Raw genomic sequence first — 21,613 nt, forward strand, 5'->3', positions numbered from 1 at the left:
CCCGTGAACGGGAGGGAGTACCATGCGACGGTCGATCGCGACGGTGTGCCTGTCCGGCACGCTGGAGGACAAGCTGGCCGCGGCCGCGGGCGCCGGGTTCGACGGCGTCGAGATCTTCGAGAACGACCTGCTCGCCTGCCCGCTCGCTCCCGAGGAGATCGCGGCGCGCTGCGCCGACCTCGGCCTGGCGGTCGAGCTCTACCAGCCGTTCCGTGACTTCGAGGCCGTCCCGGAGGACCTGCACCGGCGCAATCTGCGCAGGGCGGCGCACAAGTTCGCGCTGGCGCGGCGGCTCGGGGCCGACACCGTCCTGGTGTGCTCGTCGGTCGCGCCCGAGGCCGTCGATGACGACGCCCTTGCCGCCGAGCAACTGCGCGCCCTCGGCGAGCTGGCCGCCGAACACGGTGTGCGGGTCGCCTACGAGGCCCTGGCCTGGGGGAAGCACGTCCGGACGTGGGAGCGGTCGGCGGAACTCGTCCTGCGGGCCGACCACCCCGCGGTGGGCCTGTGCCTCGACAGCTTCCACGTGCTGTCACGCGGCGGCGACATCGCGGGCATCGCGGAGTTCCCCGCCGAGAAGCTCTTCTTCCTCCAGCTCGCCGACGCCCCGCACATGCGCATGGACGTGCTCCAGTGGAGCCGCCACCACCGGCTCTTCCCGGGGCAGGGCGCCTTCGACCTCGCCGGTTTCACCTCGCGCGTGCTCGCGGCCGGCTACGAGGGCCCGCTGTCGCTGGAGGTCTTCAACGACGTCTTCCGGCAGGCGCCCCCGGGCCGCGCGGCCGTCGACGCGATGCGCTCCCTGATCGTGCTCGAGGAGGCGTGCGTCCGCCGCGCCCCCGCGGCAGTGGACACCGCGGCGGCCCGCCGCTTCGCCGAGCCGCCCCCGCCCGCACCCGCGCCGGAGGGGGTCGCGTTCGTGGAGCTGACGGTCGACGCCGAGGCCGGCACCGAGGTGGCCCGGACGCTCGCCGCCACCGGGTTCGCGCACATCGGGCAGCACCGGTCCAAGCCGGTGGAGCTCTGGCAGCAGGGCGACGCCCGGGTCCTGCTCAACGCCACCGGGTCGTCCCGGGCCGCGATCGGCGCGTTCGCCGTCGAGACCGGCGACCCCGAGGGCGCGGCGCGGCGCGCCACCGCGCTGCTGGCCCCCGCGCTGCCGCGGACCCGCGGCGCAGCCGAGGCCGACCTGACGTCGGTGGCCGCCCCGGACGGCACCGCCGTCTTCTTCTGCCGGACCGGCGCCGCGGACGGCTGGCTGGGCGACTTCATCCTCTCCGGCTCGCCCGGCCCGGACCGGACCGGCATCACAGCGATCGACCATCTCGGGCTCGCGCAGCCCTTCGACGCGTTCGACGAGGCGACCCTCTTCTACCGCTCGCTGTTCGGCCTCGCGCCCGAGCACGACGCCGAACTCGCCGCGCCGTTCGGGCTGGTCCGCAGCCGGGCCGTCACCGACCCGCGCCGCAGGCTGCGCCTCCTGCTCGACGGCACCGTGCTGCGCCGCGGCTCGTGGGCGCCGGCCGTCCCCGACCCCCAGCACGTGGTGTTCGCGACCGGCGACATCTTCCGCACCGCGAGGGCGTTGCGCGAGCGCGGCGCCCCGGTCCTGGACGTCCCCGCGAACTACTACGACGACCTGGACGCCCGGCTCGCGCTCGACCCCGGGCAGCTCGCCGCGCTGCGCGAGCACAACGTGTTCTACGACCGGGACGGCGACGCCGAGTACTTCCACCTCTGCACCCCGATCCTCGGATCGCGGGTCTTCTTCGAGTTCGTGCAGCGGTCTCCCGGCTACCACGGCTACGGCACCGCCAACACGCCCGTCCGCATGGCCGCCCACCGCGCGGCCCACTCCTGCGCTAGGGGATGAGGACACCGGGGTTGAGGACGCCGGACGGGTCCAGCGCGGACTTGGCGGCGGTCAGCGCGGCGGCGAACGGGTCGGGGCGCTGGCGGTCGTACCAGGGGCGGTGGTCGCGGCCGACCGCGTGGTGGTGGGTGATCGTGCCGCCGCTCGCGGCGATCGCTTCCGACACCGCGGCCTTGATCTCGTCCCACTGGGCGACCATGCCGCCCCAGCGGCCGGGCGCGTAGACGCCGAAGTACGGCGCCGGGCCGTCCGGGTAGACGTGGGTGAACCGGCACGTCACGACGCCGTCGCCCGCGACCGCGCGGATCGCCTTCCGCGCCGCGTCGGTGACGGCGGCGTGCAGTTCCGCGAACCGGTCCCAGGTGCACGCCGTCTCGAACGTCTCGGCGATCACCGCGTGCCGGGCCAGCGCGTCCCGCTGGTAGGGCATCCGCAGGAACGACGACCGCCAGGTGTCGCCGGTGCTCCGTCCGGCGGGCTCCTCCCGGACCTCGCCGCCGTGGTCGCGGCACAGCTCAAGGGCCCGGTCGAGGGACGCCTGGACCGGGTGGTCGGCGGACTCGAACGCCAGCAGCAGCACGCCGCCCGCCACGGCGACGCCCGTGTTGATCAGCGCTTCGGCGGCGTCGAGCAGCCGGCAGTTCGCGGGGTGCAGCCCGCTCTGCGCGACCGCCCGGGTCGCCGCGGCGGCGGCGGTGTAGTCGGCGAACCGGACGGACGCCCTGGCCCGCCATCGCGGCCGCTCCTGCACCCGCATCCACGCCTCGGTGATGATCCCGAGGGCGCCCTCGCTGCCGAGGAACAGCCGGTCCGGCGACGGTCCGGCGCCCGAGCCGGGCAGCCGCCGCGACTCGGCGATCCCGGCCGGCGTGACCACGCGCATCGACTCGACCATGTCGTCGATGTGGGTGTAGAGGGTCGCGTAGTGGCCGCCGGAGCGGGTGGCCAGCCAGCCGCCGAGCGTGGAGAACTCGAACGACTGCGGGAAGTGCCGCAGCGTCAGCCCGTGCGGCCTGAGCCCCTCTTCGAGCCGCGGCCCGAACACCCCCGCCTGGACGCGGGCGGCGCGGCTCACCGGGTCGACCTCCAGGACGCCGTCCAGCCGTGCGAGGTCGACGGTCACCGCGGGCCGGTCCTCGAACCGCGGCTCGACGCCGCCGACCACCGAGCTGCCGCCGCCGTACGGGATCACGGCGATCCCGTCGCGGGCGCACCAGTCGAGCAGGTCGACCAGGTCCGTCTCGTCGCGGGGCCGGGCGACGAGGTCGGGGACGTGCCGCAGGTCGCCGTGCAGGTTGCGGACCACGTCCCGGAACGCCTTGCCGTGCGCGTGGGCGGCGCGGTCGGCCGGGTCGGCGGAGCACAGCGCGGCGAGCGTCTCCGGCGGGCTCACCCTGGGGGCGGGCAGGTCGAGCGAGCCGGCGTCCGGCGGCTCGTGCCCGGTCAGCTCCCCGGACGTCAGGGCGCGCACCCGCGAGAGCAGCGACTCCAACTCCGCGCCGCTGACGGCGTCCTCGACGTTCCCCCAGCCCCACCACGAACGCGCCATGACCGTCCCTCCAATTTCGGACCACCGTAGCGATACCCGTCCGAAACGGGGTGGGACGACTCGCTAGGTGGGGAAGGGGCCTGCGCGGCCGAGGAGGGCCTGCACCGGGCTGTCCAGGCGCTCGGACAGCCAGGCGGCCGTCTCGGTCACCTGGGCGATCTCCACGCCGGTCGGGACGCCGCTGCGGTCCAGGGCGTAGACGAGGTCCTCGGTCGCGATGTTGCCGGTGGCGGCGGGCGCGAAGGGGCAGCCGCCGAACCCGCCGGTGCTGGCGTCCAGCGCGCTCACCCCGTGGTCGAGCGCGGTGAGGGCGTTGGCGTACCCGGTGTTGCGGGTGTTGTGGAAGTGGCAGCGCAGCGGGATGTCCGGGGCGATCTCCCTGGCGCCCTCCAGGAGGGTGCGGACCTGGGCGGGGACGCCGACGCCGATCGTGTCGGCGATGGCGATCTCGTCCGGGGGCTCGCTCTCGGTGATCCGCCGGACGAGGTCGAGGACCTTGTCGGCCGGCACCTCGCCCTCGAAGGGGCAGCCGAACGAGGCGGCGAGGGTGACCGAGACGAAGAGCCCGGCCTCGTGGGCCTTCGCGGCGATGGCGGCCCAGTTGGCGACGCCCTCGTCGACCGTGCAGCCCTGGTTGCGCCGGCTGAACTCGTCCGTCGACACGACCACGACGTTGACCTCGTCGACCCCGGCCGCGAGCGCCCGGTCGAGCCCGCGCGGGTTGAGGACCAGCCCGGCGTAGCTGACGCCGTCGACGCGGGGGACGCCCTCCATCACCGCTTCGGCGTCGGCCATCTGCGGCACCCGCTTGGGGTTGACGAAGCTGACGGCCTCGATCCGGCGCAGCCCCGCGGCGATGCTGCGCTCGATGAGCCGCACCTTGTCGGCGGCCGGGAGGATCGCGGCCTCGTTCTGCAGCCCGTCCCGGGGGCCGACCTCGATCACTTCGACTTCCGCCATCAAGGTCCCCTTGTATGCAATCTGCGGGTGGTATGTCGAATTTACACAGGTCACACCTTGTGTCAAGCGGGTTCGAGTGTCTATGTTGCATGCAATCGACCCCGGAGGAGGTTCGGATGGCCCGAGCCGTGGACCGTGTGTACACACGGCTGCGCGCCGACATCCTGGACGGCGTCCACCCGGCCGGCGCGCGGCTCGGCGAGGCGGAGCTGGCCGAGGCCACCGGCTCCAGCCGCACGCCGGTGCGGGAGGCGCTGCGCCGGCTGGAGGTCGAGGGGCTCGTCGAGATCCTGCCGCACCGCGGCGCCCGGGTCCCGGACTGGACGCCGGAGGACCTGGAGGAGATCTACGACCTGCGGATGCTGCTGGAGGGCGCCGCCGCCCGCCGCGCCGCCACCCGGATCGAGCCCAAGGCCACCGCCCGCATGGCGGAGCTGTGCGAGCTCATCGAGCGGTCCTGCGCGCCCGGCGGCGCCCAGGACCTCGACCGGGTCGCCGAGCTGAACGCCGAGTTCCACGGCATCGTCCGCACCGCGTCCGCCAGCGGCCGGCTGGTGTCGATGCTCAACAGCGTCACGCAGCTCCCGCTGGTGATGCGCACCTTCCACCGCTACTCGCCCGGCGACCTCGACCGCAGCTGCGCCCACCACCGGGAGCTGGTCGCCGCCCTCCGCGCCGGCGACGGCACCTGGGCCGAGTCGGTGACGCGGGCGCACGTGCTCGCCGCCAAGGCGGTGCTGCTGCGCGCCGCCTCGGGCGCAGCCGCCGGTGAGGAGCCCTCCGCGCCGGCCGCGGAGAACGAAGAGACGTCCCCCCGAAACGACTGAACACACGGAAACGAGGACCCGCCAGATGTCCATCGATGACGGCGCCGCCCAGGCCGCCCGAGGCCCCCTCTCCGACCTGCGCGTGGTGGAGATGGGGCAGCTGCTCGCCGGCCCGTTCTGCGGGCAGCTCCTCGGCGACTTCGGCGCCGAGGTGATCAAGCTGGAGTCGCCGGGCGCCGGTGACCCGATGCGCCAGTGGGGACGGGAGAAGCCGCACGGCAAGTCCCTGTGGTGGCCGGTGGTCGCCCGCAACAAGAAGTCGGTGACCTGCAACCTGCGCACCGAAGAGGGCCAGGACCTCGCCCGCCGGATCATCGCCGAGGCCGACATCGTCGTGGAGAACTTCCGGCCCGGGACGCTGGAGCGCTGGGGCCTGGACTTCGAGAGCCTCCGCGAGGCCAACCCCGGGTTGGTCCTGGTGCGCGTGTCCGGCTTCGGGCAGACCGGCCCCTACTCGCCCCGCGCCGGGTACGGGTCGATCGGCGAGGCGATGGGCGGCATCCGGTACGTGACCGGCGACCCGGGCAACGCGCCGTCCCGCGCCGGGATCTCGCTCGGCGACTCGCTCGCCGCCGTGTTCGCCACGATCGGCACGCTGGTGGCGGTGCACAACCGCACCCGCACCGGGCGGGGCCAGGTGGTCGACTCGGCCATCTACGAGGCGGTCCTGGCGATGATGGAGTCGCTGCTGCCCGAGTGGGCCGTGGCCGGCTACCAGCGGGAGCGCACCGGCTCCGTGCTGCCCAACGTGTCGCCCAGCAACGTCTACCCGACGGCGTCCGGCGAGATGATCCTCATCGCCGCCAACCAGGACACCGTGTTCGCGCGGCTCGCCAAGACGATGGGCCGCCCCGAGCTGAGCGACGACCCGCGCTACGCGGGCCACGCCGCACGGGGGCGGAACATGGCGGAGCTGGACGACGTCATCGCCGCGTGGTCGGCCGGCATCGAGACGGCCGAGCTCCTGCAGACCCTGCACGACAACGGCGTCCCGGCGGGCCGCATCTACACCGCCAAGGACATGTTCGAGGACCCGCACTTCGCCGCCCGCGACGCGATCGTGCGGCTCGCGCACCCCGACTTCGGCGAACTGCCGATGCACAACGCGTTCCCCAAGCTCAGCGAGACCCCGGGCGCGGTACGGCACCCCGGCCCGGGACTCGGCGAGCACAACCGGGAGGTCTACGGCGGCCTCCTGGACCTGGACCAGGCCCAGATCTCCGCGCTGTCGGAGCGCGGAGTCATCTGACCGTCAACGACGACAACCCGGGAGGCCAGCATGGGCTATCGCCTAGGCGTTGATGTAGGAGGCACGTTCACCGACGTGCTGCTCGTGGACGAGGAGACCGGGGTCAGCCATCGGGCGAAGACCGCGTCCACTCCGGAGGACCAGTCCCTGGGCGTCCTGAACGGCATCCGCAAGGTGTGCCAGGACGCCGGGATCGACCTCACCGAGGTGGCGCACGTCCTGCACGGCACCACGGTCGCGACCAACGCGATCCTCCAGGGGAGGGGCGCGCGGGTCGGCCTGGTGACGACCGAGGGCTTCCGGCAGGTCCTGCAGATCGCCCGGTCGTACGTGCCGGGCGGCCTGGCCGGGTGGATCATCTGGCCGAAGCCCGAGCCGCTCGCGAAGCTGGAGCACACGGTGGAGGTCCCCGGCCGGATCGCCTCCGACGGCTCGGTGGTCGCCCCGCTGGACGAGGAGCGCGCCCGCGCCGAGCTGCGCCGCCTCGCCGGCGGCGGCATCGAGGCGCTGACGATCGCGCTGATCAACTCGTTCGCGAACGACGAGCACGAGCGGCGGGTCGCCGAGCTGGCCGCCGCGGAGCTGCCCGGCATTCCGGTGTCGCTGTCCAGCCGCGTCCTGCCGGAGATGCGGGAGTACGAGCGCACCGTCACGACCGTGGCCAACAGCTACGTGCAGCCCGAGGTGTCCCGGTACGTCAACAATTTGGATCGTTCCCTGACCGGCAGCGGGATCACCGCGCCGCTGTCGGTGCTGCGCAGCGACGGCGGGCTGACCCGGGCGGCCAAGGCGGCGGAGGACCCGGTGGCGCTGCTGCTGTCCGGCCCCGCCGGCGGCGTGACGGGCGCGGTGTGGTTCGCCGAGCAGGCCGGGTTCAAGGACTTCCTCACGTTCGACATGGGCGGCACGTCCACGGACGTGGCGCTGGTCCTCGGCGGGCAGCCCCGGATCGGGCGGGAGACGAGCGTCGGCGACCTGACCGTCCGGGCGACGAGCGTCGACGTCCGCTCGGTCGGCGCGGGCGGCGGGTCGATCGCGCACGTCCCCGAGCTGACCAAGGCGCTGCGCGTCGGCCCGCAGTCGGCGGGCGCCGACCCTGGGCCCGCCGCGTACGGGGCGGGCGGCACCGAGCCGACCGTCACCGACGCCAACGTCGTCCTCGGGTACCTGCCGCAGGACCTCGCCGGCGGGGAGATCTCGCTGGACGCCGAGGCCGCCCGCAAGGCCGTCCGCGGCGTCGCCGACGCGATGGGCCTGCCGAGCGTGGAGGCCGCGGCGGCGGGCATCGTCGACATCGTCAACGAGAACATGCTCGGCGCGCTCCGGCTGATCAGCGTCCAGCAGGGCTTCGACCCGCGCGAGTTCGCGCTCATGTCGTTCGGCGGCGCCGGGCCGCTGCACGCCAACGCCCTCGGCCGGCTCACCGGCTCCTGGCCGGTGATCGTCCCGCCGTCGCCCGGCGTGCTGTGCGCGTACGGGGACGCGACGACCTGCCCCCGCGACGAGGCCGCCCGCACGATGGTGCGCCAGTTCTCCACCCTGGACAACGCGGAGCTGCGCACCGCGCTGCAGGAACTGGCCGACACCGCCGCCGCGCGGCTGGAGTCCGAGGGGGTGCCGCGCGACGTCCAGACGCAGACGTACCAGATCGACCTGCGGTACCACGGGCAGGGCTTCGAGATCCCCGTCGAGGTGGACCGCGCGGCCGTCGACGGCGACCTGCTCGCCGAGCTGGGCGCCGCGTTCGACGCCGAGCACAAGCGGCTGTTCTCCTTCCTGCTCGACAACGAGCGCGAGGTGATCAACCTGCGCGTCACCGTGAGCGGCCCCCGCCCGGAGGTCGCCTGGCGCACGCTGGCGGAGGGGTCCGGCGACCCGTCCGCCGCGCTGGTCCGCGAGACCGAGGTGTGGATGGACGGCGCGACCCGTCCCGCGAACATCTACGACCGTTCCAGGCTGCTCGCCGGGGACGTGGTGACCGGCCCGGCCATCGTGGTCGAGATGGACTCCACCACGCTCGTGCTGCCCGGCCACGCCGCGACCGTGCACCCGAGCGGCAGCCTGCTGATCCGTCCGACGGAGGAGAGCTGATGGCCGAGATCCTGCAGACCAACACCGAGCCGGTCGGCCGGGTGGACATCGACCCGGTCACCCTCGACATCATCGAGAACGCGCTGCGCAACGCGCGCTACGAGATGGACGAGGTCCTCTTCCGCACCGCGCTGTCGCCGGGCATCCGCGAGCAGCACGACGAGTTCCCGCTGATCGCGAACCCGGACGGCAAGATGGTCGTCGGCCAGTTCGGGCTGTCGGTGCCGGACTTCCTCGCCAACTTCGACGGCACGATCGGCGAGGGCGACATCCTGATGACGTCCGACCCGTACGCGTGCGGCGCGGCGATCAGCCACGCCAACGACTGGCTGCTGGTGGTGCCGATCTTCCACGAGGGCCGGCTGGTCGGCTGGGCGTCGATGTTCGGCCACATGTCGGACGTCGGCGGCAAGACGCCGTGCTCGATGCCCGCCGACGCCCGCACGATCTACGAGGAAGGCGTGATCGTCCCGCCGTTCAAGCTGTACGAGGGCGGCGTGCTGAACGAGGCGGCGCTCGGCATCATCCTCAACCAGGTGCGGATGCCCGAGTGGAACCGCGCCGACCTGAACGGCCTCGTCGCCGCCTGCACCACGGCGGCGCGGCGGGTGACCGAGCTGTGCGACCGGTTCGGCGTCGAGACGTACCTGTCCGCGCTGGACGACCTGCTCGACCGCAACTACCAGGCCATGAAGGTCCTGCTCGCGACGCTGTTCGAGGACGGGCAGACGCTGGAGTTCGCCGACTACATCTGCGACGACGGTTGCGGCTACGGCCCCTACGAGCTGAAGATCTCCCTCACCCGGCACGGGGAGAAGATCCATCTGGACTTCTCGCACGCCGCGCCGCAGGCGGTGGGGCCGGTCAACTACTTCATCAACGAGAACCTCGTCCGGATGTTCTTCGGCATCTACGTGATCACGGTCGCCGACCCGCAGATCCTGTGGAACGACGGCTTCTACCCGCTGATCGACGTGACGATCCCCGAGGACTCGTTCTGGAAGCCGCGCCACCCCGCCGCGCTGAACGCCCGCAACCACGGCATCGGCCGCGTGTTCGACCTGTTCGGCGGGCTGCTGGGGCAGACGAACCCGGAGATCCTGAACGCGGCCGGGTTCTCGTCCTCGCCGCACTTCATGTACTCCGGCCACTACACGTCGGGGCCGCGCGAGGGCGAGTGGTTCCAGCTGTACTCGATCGGGTTCGGCGGGGTGCCGGGGCGCCCGGTCGGGGACGGCCCGGACGGGCACTCGCTGTGGCCGTCCTTCCGCAACATCCCCTGCGAGTACCTGGAGTCGTACTACCCGCTGCGCATCGAGCGCTGGGAGACCATCGCCGACTCGGGCGGCGCGGGCCTGCACCGCGGCGGCAACGGCGTGGACGTCGCGTACTGCTTCGAGGAGCCGGGCACGATCGCGATCCACGACGACCGCTGGCTCACCTACCCGTGGGGCGTGAACGGCGGCCGTCCGGGGGAGCGGGGCCGCAAGTGGATCGACCGGGCGGACGGCACCCGCGAGGTGCTGCCCAGCAAGATCCACGACGTGCCGGTCGGCCCCGGCGACGTGCTCCACTTCGTCACGTGGGGCGGCGGCGGGTGGGGCGACCCGCTGCGGCGCCCCGCCGAGCTGGTGGCGCTGGAGGTGCGGCGCGGGCTGGTGACCGCCGAGGGCGCCCGCGACTACGGCGTCGTCTGCACCGCGGACGGCACCCTCGACGAGGCGGCCACCGAGCGGCTGCGGGCGGAGATGGGCGAGGCGCGGGCGGAGGTCCCCGTGTTCGACATGGGCCCGCCGCTGGCGGAGATCCTCGACCGGTGCGAGGAGGAGACCGGGCTCCCCGCGCCCCGGCCGCCGGTGGACGTCCGCTCCGCCGCCGCGCTGCACGGCCGGCGATGAGCGGCGGCGGGCCGGCGCGGGAACCGGCGCGGGGGCCGGTGGAGGACCTCGCCGCGGACTACCGGGACTCCGGCTTCGGCGCGAGCCTCGGCTGCGGCACCGCCCCCGCGGTGCTCGCGATCGACCTCGCCCGCGCCTACCTGGTGGACGGCTCGCCGCTGCGCGCCCCGGTCGAGGGCGCGGTGGCCGCGTCCAGCACGTTGATCGGGGCGGCACGGGCGGCGGGCCTGCCCGTCCTGCACACCCGGGTGGTCCTGCAGCCCGGGGGCGCCGACGGCGGCCTGTTCGCCCGCAAGGTCCCCGCGCTGCGCGTGTTCGAGGAGGGCAGCCCCCTCGGCGGCTTCGCCGAGGGGGCCGCCCCCGAGCCGGGCGAGACCGTGGTCACCAAGCAGTACGCGAGCGCGTTCCACGGGACGTCGCTGGCGGCGACGCTGACCTCGGCCGGCATCGACACGCTGCTGATCTGCGGGCTCACCACGAGCGGCTGCATCCGCGCGAGCGCGACCGACGCGCTGCAGCACGGGTTCCGGCCCCTGGTGGTGGACGAGGCGTGCGGCGACCGCGACCGCCGTTTGCACGAGGCCAACCTGCTCGACCTGGAGGCCAAGTACGCCGACGTCCTGTCCCTCGACCGGGCGCTGGACACCATCAAGACGGCGGGCGCAGGCCCCTGACACACCACTGAGGCACCACGGAAGAGTCAAGAGCGAAGCGGCCGTCCCCGCCTGAGGGGGCGGCCGCTTCAGGTTTCGCCCTGCGGTGGCGGGAACACCTGGATGGCAATCCTCACCTGACTCGACGCAAGGGAACGCATGTCCGCACCGCGAGCCGTCCGCTGGATCCTCCCGGCCGCACTGGTCGTCGTCTGGCTCGCCATCGGCGGCTTCCTGGGCCCCTACGCCGGCAAGCTCGGCGAGGTCACCACCAACGAGCAGTCGTCGTTCCTGCCCAGCAGCGCCGAGTCGACGCAGGTGCTCGAACAGCAGGCCGCGTTCGAGTCGGACCAGACGACCCCCGCCATCGTCGTGTGGGAGGCCCGGGACGGCCGGATCACCGCGGACCAGCGGGCGGCGGCCGGGCAGGCGCTGGAGTCGCTCCGCGGCGCGCCGTTCATCCCGGACGCCCCGTCCCCGGCCATCCCGTCGGAGGACGGCGCGGCGCTCAGCGGCGTCGTGCCGGTCGGGTCGGACGCGGGCGAGGAGATCGGCGGCGTCATCGACCGCGTCCGGGCGGCCGCGGAGCAGGTGCCGGGGACGAGCGTCCAGGTCGGCGGCCCCGCAGCCACCCAGGCGGACTTCTCCGACGCGTTCGCCGGAATCGACACCCTCCTCGTCCTCGTCGCCCTCGGCGTGGTGCTGGTGATCCTGCTGCTGGTGTACCGCAGCGTGCTCCTCCCGCTGCTGATCATCGTCGGCTCGATCCTGGCGCTCGGGTTCGCCAGCGCGGTCGCCTACGCCCTGGCCGACGCCGGCGTCGTCACGGTGGACGGCCAGGTGCAGGGCATCCTCTCGATCCTGGTCATCGGCGCCACCACCGACTACGCCCTGCTGATGTCGGCCCGGTTCCGGGAGGAGCTCTCGCTCGGCTCCGACCGGCTGCAGGCCATGCGGACGGCGTGGCGGCGCTCGGCCGGGGCCATCCTCGCCTCCGGCGGGACCGTCGCCGCCGGCCTGCTCGCCCTGCTGCTCAGCGACCTGTCCAACAACCGGGCCCTCGGCCCGGTCGGCGCGCTCGGCATCGGCTGCGCGCTGCTGAGCGCGCTCACCTACCTGCCCGCGGTCCTGGTGATCTTCGGCCGGACGGCGTACTGGCCCGCCCGTCCGCACCCCGAGCGCCCGGACGCCTCCAGGCACGCCGTCTGGGAGCGCATCGCGCGGTTGATCGACCACCACCCGCGCCGCATCTGGGCGGCCTGCCTGATCGTGCTGCTCGCCGGCGCCGCGTTCATGCCGACCCTGCGCACCGACGGGGTGCCGCTGAGCGAGACGTTCGTCGGCGAAGCGTCGTCGGTGACGGCCCAGGAGGCACTGGACGAGCACTTCCCCGGCGGGTCGGGCAACCCCGCCATCGTGATCACCGACGCGTCGGCGCTGCCCCCGGTGCTCGCCGCCGCGCAGCGGACCGAGGGCGTGTCCGGCGCCCGGCCGCGCACCGGGGAGGGCGGGCGGCCCGTGGTCGTGGACGGCCGCGCCATCGCCGAGGTCACGCTGAGCAGCGCCGCCGACAGCGACGCGGCCCGGCGGACGGTCGACCGGCTGCGCGGCAACCTCCACGGCGTCGCCGGGGCCGACGCGCTCGTCGGCGGCTACACCGCCCAGCAGGTCGACACCCAGGCCGCCGCCCAGCGCGACCGCAAGGTCATCATCCCGGTCGTGCTGGCGATCATCATCGTGATCCTGGTGGCCCTGCTCCGCTCGGTGCTGATGCCGGTGCTGCTGGTCGCCACCGTCGCGCTCAACTACCTGGCGACCCTCGGCGTCGCCGCGCTGGTGTTCCAGCACCTGCTCGGCTTCACCGGCACCGACCCGTCGGTGGCGCTGTACGGGTTCGTGTTCCTGGTCGCGCTCGGTGTCGACTACAACATCTTCCTGATGACCCGCGCGCGAGAGGAGTCGCTGCGCCACGGGGTGCGGCGCGGCGTCCTGGAGGGCCTGACCGTGACCGGCGGGGTCATCACGTCCGCCGGCGTGGTGCTCGCGGCGACCTTCGCGGCCCTGGTGGTCATCCCGCTCTCGTTCCTCGTCCAGATCGCCTTCATCGTGGCGTTCGGGGTCCTGATGGACACGCTCCTCGTGCGCTCCCTGCTGGTCCCGGCCCTGGTCCGCGACGCCGGGCCGGTCGTCTGGTGGCCGGGCGTCCTGTACCGGCGCGGCCGCGACGCGGCCAAGCCCGGGGTGCGGATCCGGGAGACGGTCGGCAGGAGCTGATCCCCGGGCACCGGCCGATCTCCCGAAAAGTCTCCGCAACCTTGACCGCGACCTGTTGCGCGGTCCCGGGGCTCCGTGCGACCCTATTACTGACCGAACGATAAGTAATTGCGCCGCGGAGGGGACGGATGACCACGACTCCGGTGGAGCCGGAACTGGAGGAGCGGCTCCAGGCGGCCTTCGACGCGACGATCGCGCGCCACGACCGCATCGAGCCCCGGGACTGGATGCCGGACGCCTACCGCAGGACGCTCGTGCGGCAGATCGCCCAGCACGCGCACTCCGAGATCATCGGGATGCAGCCCGAGGGCAACTGGATCGGCCGCGCCCCGTCCCTGCGCCGCAAGGCGATCCTGCTGGCCAAGGTCCAGGACGAGGCCGGGCACGGCCTCTACCTGTACTCGGCGTGCGAGACGCTCGGCGTGTCCCGCGCCGAGCTGACCGAGCTGCTGCTGTCCGGCCGGCAGAAGTACTCCTCGATCTTCAACTACCCGACGCTGTCCTACGCCGACGTCGGCACGATCGGCTGGCTCGTCGACGGCGCCGCGATCGTCAACCAGGTGCCGCTCTGCCGCACCTCCTACGGGCCCTACGGCCGCGCGATGATCCGCATCTGCAAGGAGGAGTCGTTCCACCAGCGGCAGGGCTACGAGCTGCTGATGACGATGATGCGCGGCACCGGCGCCCAGCGGGAGATGGTGCAGGAGTCGGTCGACCGGTTCTGGTGGCCGTCGCTGATGATGTTCGGCCCGCCGGACACCGCGTCCCCCAACAGCGCGCGGTCGATGGCGTGGGGCGTCAAGCGCAACTCCAACGACGAGCTCCGGCAGAAGTTCGTGGACATGACCGTCCCGCAGGCCGAGGCGCTCGGGGTGACGCTGCCCGACCCCGGCCTGCGCTGGAACGAGGAGCGCGGCCACTACGACTTCGGTGAGCCGGACTGGGAGGAGCTCGCCGCGGTCATCGCCGGGAACGGGCCGTGCAACGCGCAGCGGATGGCCCACCGCCGAGCCGCCCACGAGGACGGCGCCTGGGTGCGGGAGGCGGCCACCGCGTTCGCGAGCCGCTCCGCGGAAGGAGGTGCCGCATGACCGGCGGCAGCCAGGGCGCGGACCGGCGGGAATGGCCGCTCTACGAGGTGTTCGTGCGGGGCAAGCGCGGGCTCAACCACGTCCACGTCGGGTCGCTGCACGCCCCCGACGACACGATGGCCTTGCGGCACGCCCGCGACGTCTACACGCGCCGCAACGAGGGCGTGAGCATCTGGGTCGTGCGCGCCGACGCCATCACCGCGTCGAGCCCGGACGAGAAGGACCCCCTCTTCGCGCCGAGCGGCGACAAGGTCTACCGGCACCCGACGTTCTACGAAATCCCCGGGAACGTCCCGCACATGTGACCGGAGGGCACCGCATGACTCACGACCCGCATCTGGCCCACGACGAGGGCAGCATCTTCGACGGGTTGATCGAGGGCGCGGACGACTCCCGGTGGGCGTTCGGCACCGACTTCGAGGACCCGCTCGCCGGTGTCGACACGACCGTCCCGGACGGCGTCGACCACGCCGGACTCGCCCGGTACTGCCTCATGCTCGGCGACGACGCACTGATCATGTCGCAGCGGCTGTCGGAGTGGTGCAGCCGCGCGCCCGACCTCGAAGAGGACATCGCGCTGGCGAACATGGCCCTCGACCTCCTCGGCCAGGCGCGCCTGCTGCTGGCGCGGGCGGCCGCCGCCGACCCGGGCGCCGTACCGCCGCTCCCGGACGGATCGCCGGTCCCCGCCGAGGACGCGCTGGCGTTCTTCCGGGAGGCCGGGCAGTTCCGCAACGTGCGCCTCACAGAGGTGGCGAACGGCGACTTCGCGCACGTCGTCGTCCGGCTGCTCCTGTTCTCGGTGGCCCGGCTCGCGCTGCTCGAACGGCTCCGCTCCAGCAGGGACGCGGTGCTGGCGGCGGTCGCGGCCAAGGGCGTCAAGGAGGTCACCTACCACCGCGACTGGGCGGGCCGCTGGTTCCTCACCCTCGCGCAGGGCACCGAAGAGTCGCGCCGCAGGCTCCTCACGGCCCTGGACGAGATGTGGCCGCTCAAGCCCGAACTCGTCTCCCCGCACCCCCTGGAGCTCTCACTCGCGGAAGCGGGCGTCGGCGTCGACCCCGCGTCGATGGCCGGCGAGGTGGACGCCGTCCTCGACCAGGTCTTCGCCGTGAGCGGCGTCGACCGCCCGGACCGTCCCGCGCCGGCCGGTGCCGGTGGGCGGACCGGCCGGCACGGCATGCACACCGAGGCGCTCAGCCTGCTCCTCGCCGAGATGCAGGTCGTCGCCCGCGCGCACCCGGAGGGCCGATGGTGACCGGGCAGCACCTACCCGCCAGGGAACGCGCCGCCGAGGCCGCCGCGCAGGTCCGCGACCCGGAGATGCCGATGCTCACCCTCGCCGACCTCGGCGTCCTGCGCGACGTCGACGTCGAAGGCGAGGTGGTCGTCGCCTCCATCACCCCGACCTACACCGGCTGCCCGGCCATGGCCACCATGCGCGACGACCTCGTCCACCGGCTGAACGGCGCGGGGTTCCCCCGGGTCGAGGTGCGCGTCGTCCTCGACCCGCCGTGGTCGAGCGACTGGATCTCCGAGCGCGGCCGGGCCGCGCTGCGGGAGGCCGGGCTGTCCCCGCCCGGCCCGGCGCGCCGCGCGGACGGGCCGGTCGGCATCAGCCTCGGGCCGACGCGGCGCAACCTCGCCTGCCCGCGCTGCGGCTCCGCGAACACCCGGCTGGCCTCGGAGTTCGGCTCCACCGCCTGCAAGGCGCTCTACCGCTGCACCGACTGCCTCGAACCCTTCGAGCACGTCAAGGAGATCTGATGACCACTCCGGCCCCCGCGCGGACCCGGCCGGCCACGGGGTTCCACACGCTGACCGTGGCGGCGGTCGAGCATGTGTGCGAGGACGCCGCCGCGATCACGTTCGACGTGCCCGCCGAACTGCGCGAGGCGTACGCGTTCGAGGCCGGGCAGTCGCTCACCCTGCGCCGCTTCGTGGACGGGGCGGAGCACCGCCGGTCCTACTCGATCTGCGCCGCCGCCGGGGAGGCGCCGCGCATCGGCGTCCGCGAGATCCCGGACGGGTTCTTCTCGTCCTGGCTCGTCCGCGAGGTCGTGCCGGGGACCCGGATCGAGGTGCAGCCGCCGGCCGGCTCCTGGCGGGCGGACCCGGCGACCGGTGAGCGGCACCTGTGCATCGCCGCCGGGTCGGGCATCACCCCGATGCTGTCGGTCGCGTCCACGGTCCTGACCAACCCCGGCGCCCAGGTCTCGCTCCTGTACGGCAACCGGACGAGCCGGACGGTGATGTTCGCCGAGGAGCTCGGCGACCTGAAGAACCGCTACGGCGCCCGGTTCCAGCTGGTCCACGTCCTGTCCCGCGAGCCGCGCGACGTCGAGCTGTTCTCCGGCCGGCTGGACCGGGACCGCCTGTGCCGCCTGCTCACCGACCTCCTGCCGGCGGAGACGTTCGACCACGTCTGGCTCTGCGGGCCGCTGCAGATGATCGAGGACGCGCGGGCGGTGCTGAGTGAGCTCGCCGTCCCGGCGAAGGTGCACGTCGAGCTGTTCTACGTGGACGAGCCCCCGCCCCAGCCGCGGCGGGCCGCGGACGTCCCGGCGGGCGCGACGACGGAGCTGACCATGATCCTCGACGGCCTCCGCACGACGTCGGCCGTCCCGCGCGACACGACGCTCCTCGAAGGCGCCCAGGCGTCGCGCGCCGACCTGCCGTTCGCCTGCAAGGGCGGCGTCTGCGGGACGTGCCGCGCCGTCGTCCGCGAGGGCGAGGTCGACATGCGCCGCAACTACGCGCTGGAGGAGTCCGAGCTGGCCGCCGGTTTCGTCCTCACCTGCCAGACGTTCCCCGCCGCCGACCGCGTCACGATCGACTACGACGCCTGAAACCCGTGCCGGGCCAGGCCGTCGAAGGCCATGGTCGTGATCGTCTCGGCGACCGTCGCGGTGTCGTACGCGCCGTCCGCGCGGTACCACTCGACCAGTGAGTTCACCATGCCGAACAGCAGCCGGCTCACCAGCGCGGGCGGCACGTCGTCGCGCAGCGCGCCCTCCTTGACGGCGTCGGCGACGAGCGCGGCGAGGCGGTCGTCGAGCCAGCGGCGCCGCTCCAGCGCGGCCAGCTCGACCGGGCTGTTGCCGCGGACCCGCAGCAGCAGCGTGACGGACGGCTGGTGCGCCACGAGCACCTCGACGCTGCGCCGCACCACCTCGCGCAGCCGCTCATGGGCGGTCGTCCCGGCGCGCTCGCGGGACGCCTCGGCCACGACGGCGGTGAGCTCGTCGAGGGCGTCGTCCAGAGCCAGGCTGAGCAGCTGCTCCTTGCCCGCGACGTGGTGGTAGATCGCCGGCTTCGTCAGCCCCAGCTCCTTGGCCAGGTCGCCCATGCTCGTGGCGTCGTACCCCCGGCGGTTGAACAGCTCCACCGCCGTCCGCAGGATCGTCTCCTGGTCGTACCCGGGACGCCCGCGCCGCCGCCGCGCGGGCGGCTCCCCACCCCCGGTCGTCGTCACACCCGCAGCATCTCACGGGCGCCGGTCGCTCACCCCAGCGCGACCGGGAGGCGGTCGACGCCGGCGATGAAGCTGGAGGTGATGCGCTCCGCCTCGCCGTCGAGGCGCAGCCGCGGATACCTGGTGAGCAACTCGGTGAGCATGGCGGAGACCTCCAGCTTCGCGAGCCGCGACCCGAGGCAGAAGTGCGGGCCGGTGCCGAACGCCAGGTGCGGATTCGGGTCGCGGAGCAGGTCCGGGACGTGCGGGTCGGCGAACACCGCCGGATCCCGGTTCGCGGCCGTGTACCAGAGGACGACCTTGTCCCCGGCGCGGATCCGCTGCCCGCCGAGCACGGTGTCCCGGGTGGCGGTGCGCCGGAACTGCATCACGGGGGAGACGTGGCGCACCAGCTCGTCGGTGCCCGTCGCGAGCAGTCCGGGGTCGCGGACGAGGTCGTCCCACAGGCCGTGCTCCTGCAGCGCGATGACGGCGCCCGTCAGGGAGTTGCGGGTCGTCTCGTTGCCGGCGATGACGAGGAGGATCCAGAACATGGAGAACTCGCCGTCGGTGAGCCGCTCGCCGTCGACCTCCGCGTTGGCGATGGCGGACATGACGTCGCCGGTGGGGCGGGCGCGCCGTTCGGCCGCCACCTGCCTGCCGTACTCGGTCGCCTCGGCGAACATCGCCACCGCCGTGGACGGGTCGCCGGTGAGTTCGGCGTCCTCGAAGGCGATCATCCCGTCGGTCCAGGTGACGATGAGGTTCCGGTCCTCCGCGGGCATCCCGAGCAGGTCGGCCAGGACCCGGGTCGGCAGTTCCTTGGAGACGGCCGTGACGAGGTCCACCGACCCGGCGCCGGCGATCTCGTCCGCGATCTCGCGGGCGTGGCGGCCGACGGAGGCGCGCAGGGCCTCGACCGCGCGCGGGGTGAACGCGGGCGAGACGATCTTGCGGAGCCGGGAGTGCTCGGGCGGGTCGATGTTGAGCAGCATCAGCCGCAGGCCCGCGAGCGTCAGCTCGTCGGTGCTGAACAGCTGCGTGCCGCCCAGGTGGCTGGAGAACAGGGCGGGGTCCCGCGACACCTCGTGCACGAGGCCATGGCTCGTCACCGCCCAGAAGCCGGGGGACGGCGGGGCGGGCAGGCCGCTCGACGCCTCGCTGGCCCGGAGCGCGACCGGCCGCTCGTCGTGCCAGGCGACCGGTGCCGCCGCCCGCAGGACGTCGAACGCGGCGTGCGGCGGGCCCGCCTCGTACGTGCGCGGATCGGACAGGTCGGCGTCGCACAGGTCCGCGACCCGGGCGGCGCCCTCGGGAGCGGTCTGCGGCTGCTGGACTTCGAGCATGGGCCACATCCTTGTGCGTTTGTGCACGTCGGAGCGACGATACACATTTGCTCTTGTGTCTTGTCAAGGTCGGCCGATACTTTGGGCCGGTGCGGACACACGGATGGGGCGGGACGCCTCCGGCCAGCGACGAGGAGGCGGTCGCCCGGATCAAGGACGCGACGCACCGCTGCGTCCGGGAACTGGGCGGCGCCACGACCATCGCGCACGTCGCGGCCGACCTCGGGATCAGCCGGCAGACCGTGTACCGCTACTTCCCCGGCACGCAGGCGATGCTGACCGCCGCCGCCTTCGACGGCACCCGCGACTTCCTCGCCCGCATGTCGCGCCGGCTCCGCAGCATCGCCGACCCGGGCGAGGCGCTGGTCGAGGCCGTGGCGTACACGATCCAGGAGATCCCGAACGAGCCGTACCTGCGGCTCCTGCTGGACGTCGAAGGCGGCAACCCCCTCCTGCGCACCGTCACGTCCGACACCGCGCGGACCATAGGCCGGTCCCTGCTCGACCAGAGCGCCGTGGACTGGGACGCGTCCGGGATCGGTCCCGGGCAGCGCGCCGAACTGATCGAGTGGACGCTCCGGACCGTCCAGTCCTTCCTCGTCGATCCCGGCGACCCGGCGCGGACCCCGGACGACCTGCGCGCCTTCCTCCGCCGCTGGTTCGCCCCCGCCGTCGCCGCCGCGACATCGTCGTCGGTGGCGTCGCCGTCCTCGGCGCGGACGGCCTCATGACCGCCGACAGCCGGGCCGCCGCGCTCGGCGACGCCCCGGCGTCCGATGCTCCGCCGTCCGGTGCTCCGCCGTCCGGTGCGGCGCTGTTCGAGCGCGACGGCTCCCGCCTCGTCCCGACCGACCGCGCCCGCGGCCCGTGGCGCCGCGACGCCCTGCACGGCGGCGCCGTCGCGGCCGTGCTGGCGAACGCGGTCGACGTGCCGGAGTGGACGCCCGCGCGCCTCACGATCGACATGCTCGGCCCGGTGCCCGACGTCCCGCTGACCCTGGACGTGACGCGCCCCGAGGGCGGCCGCCGCGTGGTGCGCCAGGAGATCACGCTGCTCGCGGACGGCGCCCCGGTGGCGCGCGCCTCGTGCGTCGCGGTCCGGAAGAGCGACCTCGACCTGCCCGAAGGCGCCGTCGACCATCCGAACCCGTTCGGCGGCGTCCCGGTGCCCGACCTGAGCACCCCCACGCCCGGAGCGCGCGAGGCCGTCGGCTGGGACTGCTTCGACTCGGGCGCCATCCGCGTCCGCGGGCTTGGCGAGTCCGGCGTCCCCGCGGGCTCGGTCGGGCTGTGGGTGAGCCTGCTGGTGCCCGTCGTCGCCGGCGAGCCGGCCCCGCCCATCGCGCGGGTCGCGGCGGCGGCCGACTACGCCTCCACCGCCACGAACATGCGGTTGGACCAGCGCGAGTGGAGCTTCATGAACACGGAGCTGACGCTGCACCTCTCCCGCGAGCCGGCCGGCTCCTGGGTCGGGCTGGCCGCCGCCGGCGTCGTGCAGCCGGTAGGCGCGGGCCTGAGCGTCTCCACGATCTACGACCAGGCCGGCCGCCTGGGCCAGTCCGCCCAGGCACTGGTGATCGAAGCCCGGAAGATCAGGACCTGAGTCACTTCTCGGCGGGATTTTCCGGGACACTCGAATTGTGTTCGCATTGACGTGACCGAAAACGGCCATGCTTTCGCGTGCTCGCGGTCAGGTATTTCCGGCGACGCGCACGGCCGTGCGATTAGCATCTGACGCCGATACAGGCGGATCAGAATGCGGGGTCGGAATGCGGGGGACGCACGCTGCCATGCGCGATTACTCCTTGGACTGGACCTTGGTCGACGTCGAGACCTCGGGGTTCCGACCCGCGCAGCACCGGGTGCTGTCCATCGCGATGCTGGCCATCGGACCGGACGGAAAGGTCACCGGCCGGTTCTCCTCCTTGCTGAATCCCGGCTGCGACCCCGGCCCCGTCCACATTCACGGACTGACACCGCAACGGCTGGCGGGCGCCCCGAAATTCGAGCAGATCGCGCCCGAGGTCGCCGCACTTCTCCAGGGCCGCGTGATGGTCGCCCATAACGCGCGTTTCGATTACGACTTCCTCTCCCAGGAATTCGCCCGCGCCGGCCTGCGGCTGCCGGTCGAGCGACGGCTGTGCACCCTCGCCCTCAACCGCCGCCTGTCGCCTCCCACCCGGAACATGCGCCTGGGGACGCTGGCCGCCCACTACGGCGTCACCCAGCGCAAGGCGCACGACGCGGCGGACGACACGCGCGTCCTGGCCGGCGTGCTCCACGGCTCTCTCACGGCCGCCGCCCAACTCGGCCTGAGCCTCCCGCTCGTGCCCTGCCCACCCCGCCAG

At 73.5% G+C, this 21,613-nt stretch carries 19 protein-coding genes; 15 read left to right on the forward strand and 4 right to left on the reverse strand.

Going from position 1 to position 21,613, the window contains the following annotated elements; all coding sequences use genetic code 11:
* Positions 1-22: 22 nt before the first annotated feature.
* Positions 23-1,873, forward strand: a complete 1,851-nt coding sequence (locus E1266_RS13820; RefSeq protein WP_132046832.1) for a sugar phosphate isomerase/epimerase and 4-hydroxyphenylpyruvate domain-containing protein — start codon at positions 23-25, stop codon at positions 1,871-1,873.
* On the opposite strand, the gene E1266_RS13825 is transcribed toward E1266_RS13820, so the two are convergent.
* The gene (locus E1266_RS13825; RefSeq protein WP_132046833.1) at positions 1,863-3,422 is read right to left on the reverse strand and encodes an FAD-binding oxidoreductase; all 1,560 of its coding nucleotides are present in this window, start codon (positions 3,420-3,422) and stop codon (positions 1,863-1,865) included. The two genes, E1266_RS13820 and E1266_RS13825, sit on opposite strands and share 11 nt — an antisense overlap.
* A 63-nt stretch (positions 3,423-3,485) precedes the next feature.
* Positions 3,486-4,382: a hydroxymethylglutaryl-CoA lyase gene (locus E1266_RS13830; RefSeq protein WP_132046835.1), complete on the reverse strand. Its 897-nt coding sequence runs from the start codon at positions 4,380-4,382 to the stop codon at positions 3,486-3,488.
* Between the two features lie 116 nt (positions 4,383-4,498).
* On the opposite strand from E1266_RS13830, the gene E1266_RS13835 reads away from it, so the two are divergent.
* The 11 genes from E1266_RS13835 (at position 4,499) to paaE (ending at position 17,314) form a co-directional block, all read left to right on the forward strand.
* The gene (locus E1266_RS13835) at positions 4,499-5,209 is read left to right on the forward strand and encodes a GntR family transcriptional regulator (protein ID WP_132046837.1); all 711 of its coding nucleotides are present in this window, start codon (positions 4,499-4,501) and stop codon (positions 5,207-5,209) included.
* A gap of 25 nt (positions 5,210-5,234) precedes the next feature.
* Positions 5,235-6,458, forward strand: a complete 1,224-nt coding sequence (locus E1266_RS13840) for a CoA transferase (RefSeq protein ID WP_132046838.1) — start codon at positions 5,235-5,237, stop codon at positions 6,456-6,458.
* Between the two features lie 30 nt (positions 6,459-6,488).
* Complete coding sequence (locus tag E1266_RS13845) at positions 6,489-8,549, forward strand: hydantoinase/oxoprolinase family protein (protein WP_132046840.1); 2,061 nt, start codon at positions 6,489-6,491, stop codon at positions 8,547-8,549.
* Entirely contained in the window at positions 8,549-10,447 is a 1,899-nt protein-coding gene (locus E1266_RS13850) for a hydantoinase B/oxoprolinase family protein (RefSeq protein ID WP_132046842.1), read from the forward strand. The genes E1266_RS13845 and E1266_RS13850 overlap by 1 nt, the downstream gene beginning before the upstream one ends.
* Positions 10,444-11,121 carry an isochorismatase family protein gene (locus E1266_RS13855; RefSeq protein ID WP_132046844.1) on the forward strand — a complete coding sequence of 226 codons (678 nt, stop codon included), beginning with the start codon at positions 10,444-10,446 and terminating at the stop codon, positions 11,119-11,121. The genes E1266_RS13850 and E1266_RS13855 overlap by 4 nt, the downstream gene beginning before the upstream one ends.
* A 138-nt stretch (positions 11,122-11,259) precedes the next feature.
* Positions 11,260-13,374, forward strand: coding sequence for an MMPL family transporter (locus tag E1266_RS13860; protein ID WP_132046846.1), 2,115 nt, complete (start codon positions 11,260-11,262; stop codon positions 13,372-13,374).
* Between the two features lie 128 nt (positions 13,375-13,502).
* A complete protein-coding gene (gene paaA / locus E1266_RS13865) occupies positions 13,503-14,465 on the forward strand; it encodes a 1,2-phenylacetyl-CoA epoxidase subunit PaaA (RefSeq protein WP_132046848.1) in 963 nt (320 codons plus the stop codon).
* Positions 14,462-14,770 carry a 1,2-phenylacetyl-CoA epoxidase subunit PaaB gene (paaB, locus tag E1266_RS13870; RefSeq protein ID WP_132046850.1) on the forward strand — a complete coding sequence of 103 codons (309 nt, stop codon included), beginning with the start codon at positions 14,462-14,464 and terminating at the stop codon, positions 14,768-14,770. Before paaA ends, paaB begins: the two co-directional genes overlap by 4 nt.
* Before the next feature lie 14 nt (positions 14,771-14,784).
* Complete coding sequence (paaC, locus tag E1266_RS13875; protein WP_132046852.1) at positions 14,785-15,723, forward strand: 1,2-phenylacetyl-CoA epoxidase subunit PaaC; 939 nt, start codon at positions 14,785-14,787, stop codon at positions 15,721-15,723.
* A complete protein-coding gene (gene paaD, locus E1266_RS13880; RefSeq protein WP_132046854.1) occupies positions 15,717-16,232 on the forward strand; it encodes a 1,2-phenylacetyl-CoA epoxidase subunit PaaD in 516 nt (171 codons plus the stop codon). The genes paaC and paaD overlap by 7 nt, the downstream gene beginning before the upstream one ends.
* A complete protein-coding gene (gene paaE, locus E1266_RS13885; RefSeq protein WP_132046856.1) occupies positions 16,232-17,314 on the forward strand; it encodes a 1,2-phenylacetyl-CoA epoxidase subunit PaaE in 1,083 nt (360 codons plus the stop codon). Before paaD ends, paaE begins: the two co-directional genes overlap by 1 nt.
* Here paaE and E1266_RS13890 read toward each other — a convergent pair.
* Positions 17,302-17,940, reverse strand: coding sequence for a TetR/AcrR family transcriptional regulator (locus E1266_RS13890; RefSeq protein WP_132046858.1), 639 nt, complete (start codon positions 17,938-17,940; stop codon positions 17,302-17,304). The two genes, paaE and E1266_RS13890, sit on opposite strands and share 13 nt — an antisense overlap.
* Before the next feature lie 29 nt (positions 17,941-17,969).
* On the reverse strand, positions 17,970-19,265 hold the full coding sequence (locus E1266_RS13895) for a cytochrome P450 (RefSeq protein WP_132046859.1): 1,296 nt from the start codon (positions 19,263-19,265) through the stop codon (positions 17,970-17,972).
* Between the two features lie 89 nt (positions 19,266-19,354).
* On the opposite strand from E1266_RS13895, the gene E1266_RS13900 reads away from it, so the two are divergent.
* The 3 genes from E1266_RS13900 to E1266_RS13910 form a co-directional block, all read left to right on the forward strand.
* The gene (locus tag E1266_RS13900) at positions 19,355-19,996 is read left to right on the forward strand and encodes a TetR/AcrR family transcriptional regulator (protein WP_132046861.1); all 642 of its coding nucleotides are present in this window, start codon (positions 19,355-19,357) and stop codon (positions 19,994-19,996) included.
* The gene (locus E1266_RS13905; protein WP_132046863.1) at positions 19,993-20,868 is read left to right on the forward strand and encodes an acyl-CoA thioesterase domain-containing protein; all 876 of its coding nucleotides are present in this window, start codon (positions 19,993-19,995) and stop codon (positions 20,866-20,868) included. Before E1266_RS13900 ends, E1266_RS13905 begins: the two co-directional genes overlap by 4 nt.
* A gap of 214 nt (positions 20,869-21,082) precedes the next feature.
* A partial coding sequence (locus E1266_RS13910; RefSeq protein ID WP_279436319.1) for an exonuclease domain-containing protein occupies positions 21,083-21,613 on the forward strand: 531 nt, incomplete at its 3' end.

It is taken from the genome of Actinomadura sp. 7K534 (assembly GCF_004348575.1).
GTDB lineage: Bacteria > Actinomycetota > Actinomycetes > Streptosporangiales > Streptosporangiaceae > Spirillospora > Spirillospora livida.